The 5,915-nt window shown below is 66.0% G+C and carries 5 protein-coding genes; 3 read left to right on the forward strand and 2 right to left on the reverse strand.

Going from position 1 to position 5,915, the window contains the following annotated elements; translation table 11 throughout:
* Nucleotides 1-298 precede the first annotated feature (298 nt).
* The gene (locus ACIBPB_RS33565; protein ID WP_396843248.1) at nt 299-1,561 is read left to right on the forward strand and encodes an ISL3 family transposase; all 1,263 of its coding nucleotides are present in this window, start codon (nt 299-301) and stop codon (nt 1,559-1,561) included.
* Between the two features lie 90 nt (nt 1,562-1,651).
* On the opposite strand, the gene ACIBPB_RS33570 is transcribed toward ACIBPB_RS33565, so the two are convergent.
* Both ACIBPB_RS33570 and ACIBPB_RS33575 read right to left on the reverse strand, forming a co-directional pair.
* Nucleotides 1,652-2,176 (reverse strand): hypothetical protein, encoded by a 525-nt coding sequence (locus ACIBPB_RS33570; protein WP_396843249.1) that lies wholly within the window; start codon nt 2,174-2,176, stop codon nt 1,652-1,654.
* 179 nt (nt 2,177-2,355) lie between these two features.
* The gene (locus ACIBPB_RS33575; protein ID WP_396843250.1) at nt 2,356-2,916 is read right to left on the reverse strand and encodes a CbrC family protein; all 561 of its coding nucleotides are present in this window, start codon (nt 2,914-2,916) and stop codon (nt 2,356-2,358) included.
* 1,239 nt (nt 2,917-4,155) lie between these two features.
* Between ACIBPB_RS33575 and ACIBPB_RS33580 the strand changes: the two genes are divergently transcribed.
* A complete protein-coding gene (locus ACIBPB_RS33580) occupies nt 4,156-4,611 on the forward strand; it encodes an SHOCT domain-containing protein (RefSeq protein ID WP_396843251.1) in 456 nt (151 codons plus the stop codon).
* 1,045 nt (nt 4,612-5,656) lie between these two features.
* A partial coding sequence (locus ACIBPB_RS33585) for a leucine zipper domain-containing protein (RefSeq protein WP_396843252.1) occupies nt 5,657-5,915 on the forward strand: 259 nt, incomplete at its 3' end.

Raw genomic sequence — 5,915 nt, forward strand, 5'->3', positions numbered from 1 at the left:
CGCAGCCACCAAGACCAACGACTGAACATCTACAACCAGCGAGGGGGTCAAAGTTCGGCCGGAACAGAGGGGTCAGGGTTCAACCGGTGTTGACAGTTGAGCCATATGTGGGCCTGACCGAAGCGGATTTCTCGGCGGTCCGTCGTTGGCTCGGGCAGGGTGACGGCGCCGCTTGATCAAATATGTGGGTCTTGTGATGCATCTGTGGGTGGTTGGGCGCGTCTTTTGTGGCGCACGCCGTTGTCCTGCCTAGGTTCTGGCTTGTCGAAGGTCAGAACTGGATGGGCGGGAGAACGGCGTGCGTTCTGCCAGGGTATGGGCTGGGGTGTTCGGGGTCGAGCAGGCGGTGGTGGAGGACGTCGAGTTCGATCCGGTCGAGTCGGTGTTGGTGGCTCGGGTGCGGGTGGGTCGGGGGGCTCGGCAGCGGTGTCCGCACTGTCGTCGGCGGTGTGCGCGCTATGACGCGGGTGTTCGCCGTCGGTGGCGGGCGTTGGATGTGGGTGTGGTGCCGGCGGTGATCGAGGCGGACGCGCCGCGGGTGTCGTGCCCGGAGCACGGCGTGGTCGTTGCGGCGGTGCCGTGGGCGCGTCATGGGGCGGGGCATACGCGGGCGTTCGATCAGATGGTGGCGTGGTTGGCGGTGCACACCGCGAAGTCGGCGGTGTCGCAGCTGATGCGGATCAGCTGGCGCACGGTCGGGGCGATCGTGGCGCGGGTGTGGGCCGATACCGGTGCCGTGGTGGATCGTCTCGAGGGGCTGCGTCGTATCGGTATCGATGAGGTCAGCTATAAGAAGGGCCACCGGTATCTGACGGTGGTGGTGGATCACGACAGCGGCCGGCTGGTCTGGGCTGCGCCTGCTAAGAACGCGGCGACGCTGAACGGGTTCTTCGACCTGCTCGGCGCTGAGCGGGCCGCGAAGATCACGCATGTGTCCGCTGAAGGCGCGGACTGGATCACCACGGTCATCCGCCGTCGTTGCCCGAACGCGGTCCGCTGCGCCGATGCGTTCCACGTGGTGGCCTGGGCCATCGATGCCGTGGATCGGGTTCGCCGTCAGGCCTGGAACGAGGCCAGCGGTCGTGGGGCCGGTCGTCGGGGTGTGGCCGTCGGCGCGGCCCGGCAGTTGAAGAACACCCGCTGGGCGTTATGGAAGAACCCCGAGAACCTCACCGACGCCCAGCAGGCCAAGCTCGCCTGGATCGCCAAGACCCATCCCCGCCTGCACCGCGCCTGGGCGCTCAAGGAAGGCCTGCGACTGGTGTTCACCCTGGCCAAGACCAGCCCCGCAGCCGCGATCGAAGCCCTCGACCGGTGGGTCGGGTGGGCCCGACGCAGCCGCATCGACGTCTTCGTCGACCTGCAACAACGCGTCACCCGCCACCGCGCTCAGATCATCGCCGCCATCGAACACGGCCTGTCCAATGGCCGCATCGAGTCCGTCAACGCCAAGATCCGCCTGCTCACCCGGATGGCCTTCGGGTTTCACTCACCCGACGCCCTCATCGCCTTGGCCATGCTCAGCCTCGGCGGCCACCGACCCCAACTACCCAGAAGATGATCAACGCCGACCCACGAACCCAGCAGAAGACCCAAATATGTTCCACGCGGCGAATCGCGCATTGGTCTGCCGAGATGAGTGTGTCGGGAGTCAAACGGTGGACAGCCGTTTCGCAGCGGTCCGCCGGATCCTTTTCGTTCTGCCGAACCTCGCCAGGTGATCGAGGGTGCGTACCGCCGTGGACGTCTCTGCAAGCCTGATCTGAAGCCAGTCGGTCCAGGTCGACAGCGTCTCCCGGGTGAGTTCCGGTACGGCACCCTGGACCCGCAGGATGTCAACTTCTCGCGCGCGCCGGCAGGCATACTGCCGGTCGCTTTCGTTGCGTGCCAATCCGATCCACTGCTCGCGCTGGGGCACCTCGACCCACTCCATCATCTGGGTCACCACGGCGGCGACCAGCACGTCGTCCGGGTCGAGGAAGAGTGCGGCGAGCAAGCTGGGATGGCAAGCCACGTCGCAGATCGCTCTCTGATAGAGCGGCCACCGCTGATGTTCGTCGCTATCGTCCGCGGGGGGCGCTATATCGAGACACTGGGCGAGGGCCTGAAGATGCGCGTCCAGACGGTCGCCGGTCGGCGATGCTTCACTGTCCCCATCGCGGTTCACCGACACCACAACCCCACCTGACGCACCTCTCCGTGTGCCTTCACCCGAGCAGGGTAGGCGAGGGCATCAGTCCCCGTGCCATTCATTCTCGCGACGGCCCCGCATGCCGCCGCTCGGGGCATCCGGTGACAGCACCTCGGCCGTCGCCGTGCTCCAAAGCCCGTGGGACTGGCACGGCTCGAGGTGTGTCAGTCGACGTCCCAGGACGCGAGGTAAGCGCCGCAGTGCAGGCACTGGAACAGGTACGCCGTCGGCCCGCTGGCGCGGTCGAGCTGGCGCAGGATCGCCTCGGTATTGTGCGGCGACCAGCCGAGCTGTTGACAGCTGCCCCGAACCATTTCGAGGGCGTCGGGGTGGCTCTGCAGGTCGTGGTAGCCGGCTGGTCCGAGGAAGGCGGCTCCGTCACCGCAGTGGTACAGCCACGATGGTTGCTGCCATCCGTAGAAGCCCGGCGTCCGCCGGGTGACCTCCTTTACGATCTGCAACGGCACGTCGTCCGGCACGTCGACGGCATCGCTGAACTGGGCGTTCATACCCCCATCTGGGTCACATGCGGCGGTTCCCAGGGCCGCGGCCGCGTCGCCCGAGCGGATGCAATGCAGGCACAGGCTGCCGGGCTGCCTGCCATAGATTGGGCCCGTGTAGCGCACGTCGCGGGCCAGGCCGCACACACTGCACACGTGATCACTCCGCACTGCCGAACCTGTTGCCAGAGGGTCGGGGTGATAGCGGAACACCGGCTCGGACACGACGCTGATCCTGCCAGCTCGCGGTCGCGCTTGCCCGCGCGCATCAGGACTGGCAATCCGGGCGTAGGCCATGCTCGACGCCGCGGTTCAGTGGACGCTGGTAGAGCTCTCCTCGTGGCGTGTGCTCGCAAGGAGTGTGCCGGGGCGAGACCAGTGCCTCAACGCGTGCCGGGCGCCCCGGGTGAGAGCAGCGAGTCCGTCCTGCAGCTCTGGTTCGTGCCTCACCCGCGCTGGGCTTCGGGTCGATGACCTGGCCGAATTGAGTTCGATCGGGTTTGTTGGCTCGGGCAGGATGGCGGGGTGATCTGGGCGAGACGGGGCAGCAGCATTCCGCGGTCGGCGGCGGGGGAGCACGGAGCGGTGCGGGTCGCGGTCGACGGTGCCGCTACCGGGCGGTGGGAGGCGTTGAACCATCTGGTCGAGGTGCTAATCGGACGTGGTGCTGGCCACGCGGATAGAGGCGCTGCTGGACCTGCTGTAGTGACCCGCAGAGCAACAGGGTGCGCTGTCCGGAGCTGGAGCAGGCCGCGTTTCGTGGTGAGGTTCCTCCCCTAGACATCGGTGGATGTGCGGCGCGCCTATGCCGAACTACAAGTTCGTTGGGAGCGCAAACGCCGTCGATCGGTGCCCGAGACGGCTTGACGTGCTTGGGTCGCACGGGCGTGTAGGAGAGGTGTGGGCTGCTGCGTCGTGTAGGAGGTGAACGCTCGTTGTGCGGTGCTCGGCCGGTTCGTGCTGTCGTGAATGTGCGAGTGGTGCTGGCGGGTGGACACCCGCCGCGTGGGACTGCTCTTTCGGCGGAGTAGAAAGAGGCGCCGGAGCGACTAGGCTTAACGGGCAATCGGTTGAAAAGGTCAGATAAGGCTGCTGGGCTTCATGGCGATTCGATTCAACACCCCACCGGGCTGGCCCTCCGCACCCGAGGGTTGGCTCCCGCCGGCCGGATGGCAGCCGGACCCTTCGTGGCCAGCGCCGCCGGACGGCTGGCAGCTGTTCGTTGACGACGTCCGCCCGCCTGGGTCCGCGATCTCCGGGCCCGCTAATCTGCCGGCGCTGCGGACTCCCCCAGATGTGATGAGGCAAGCCGCGCAACCTGGTGTGGTCACCTTGGCCGGCATTCCTGTTTCCGCTACGCCCCCGCAGGCTGCACAGCCGCTCCCCCAGCTGCCGCTCGAACCAGGAGTGTTGTGGGCAGCCAAGGGTCAGCCGCTTACCGGTATCGGGGGAGGCCGGTACAAGTTGACGGCCACGATGCTGTTTTTCGAAAAGGGCGTGCTGTCGACGAACGCGCAGCAGGTACCGGTTGCTCATGTACTCGATGTCGACCTGCGTCAGTCGATCATGCAAAAGGGCCGCGGTGTCGGGAACATCGTTGTGCAGGTGCAGCGCTCAGGCGGTGTGGAGTGGGTCATTCTGGAAGACATCCCGGATCCGCGTGGCGCTTTGTCGATCATCAACAAGGTTGTGCAGGACGCGCGATTGATCGAGCAGCAGCGAAGCAACACCCGTATCTACGCGAACCTGCCATCCGTAGCGCCGGGGCCACAGGCAGCTACGGTTGCTCCGACGCCACCGCCTGCCGTGGCGCCGGATCCGATTGAACAGCTGCGTCAGCTCGGCCAGTTGCGCGATGCAGGCATCCTCACTGAGCAAGAGTTCGCCAACAAGAAAGCCGAGATACTGTCCCGGCTGTAATCGATCCCAGTGATAAGTGGTCGAGCAGTCGTCTGTCCTGCCGCGAGCTCGGTGAAGATGCCCGGAGGGAGCGGTTTGGGAGCTGCGCATGCGGCAGTGCTGAGGCAACGACCGCCTCGTAGCTGAGGGAATGACACCGCTCGTTCGGCGTCCGCACGGGCGACAGCCTGCGCGATGGGGGACCATGCCAGCCGACGGGGCGCCGACGGTTTCGGCCGAGATTGGGGGAGCAGGGTGGGAGCAGACGGATGTACTGAACGGCGCTGAACAGCGTCCAACGGCGGTGAACGGCATCCAACTGCACCCACCCCGACCTGCAAGTTCTCGTTTCCGCAGGTCAGGCTCGGCGCGGCGTCCTGTTTCACACAACTGCACTCAACGGCACTGAACAGCAGTCAACGGCGCTCTATGTCGCCTGGTAGGGGAGTATCTGCAGGTCAAGGCGGTAAGGACCGTGTGAGTGTTCATGCCTTGCAGGTGGGTGCAGATTGGGTGCAGCTGGACGAAGTGGTCACCGTGTCCGAAGTGCTCACTGGCGTTGGACGGAGATGGGCACCGTGGCCTGCGACGATGTTGGCGAGCGAGTGGGTGTGACCCTCCCAGAGAACGCCGAAGTGGTCAGGGTTCGCTGCTTCCCCGCCTGGCTGGTGCCGGCTGTCGTCCTGGGCCTGTCGACGCCGATCACGAGGACCATGCGGCATCGACGTACGGCTCTGGATGCTGTCGTGGTGGCGTGGTTTAGATCCCGCGGGTTGAGACCCGAATCCCATCCGCAAATCTCTGAGCCGGGCTTCCTGAGCGGTGACCTCTTCGGTGGACCCGAAGGAGTCAGCACTGGCACCTCCGCTCTACGAGCCGGCGCCGTCCGCTCGTGGCGATGAGCGGAGGCTGTCTCGGTCTCGTGCTTGAGGGAAGGCCTAGCTGTACTGCCCAGGCACGTTGGTTGAGGTCGTGTGACGACACGACGTAGATGAACGTGATGACGAAGGCCTCCGGTTGTGGAGTGGAGCTGTCTAGGAACCGCTCCGGCAACCAGGAGGCCTTCGTGTCCCACGCTAACGCCGCTTTGACTCCTCGTGCACGCCTTCGCCTGGCGCGCCTGATCGTAGATCAGGGGTGGCCGGTCGCTCGAGCCGCGGAACGCTATGACGTGTCGTGGCCGACGGCGAAACGGTGGGCGGTGCGCTATGCCGAGCTCGGCGCCGATGCGATGGTCGACCGGTCGTCCCGGCCACACCACAGCCCTGCTCGCACGCCGCAACCGGTGGTCCGCAAGGTCGTGCACCTGCGGTGGAAGCACCGCC

This window comes from Micromonospora sp. NPDC049836 (assembly GCF_044465125.1).
In the GTDB taxonomy this organism is placed as follows: Bacteria; Actinomycetota; Actinomycetes; order Mycobacteriales; family Micromonosporaceae; genus Micromonospora.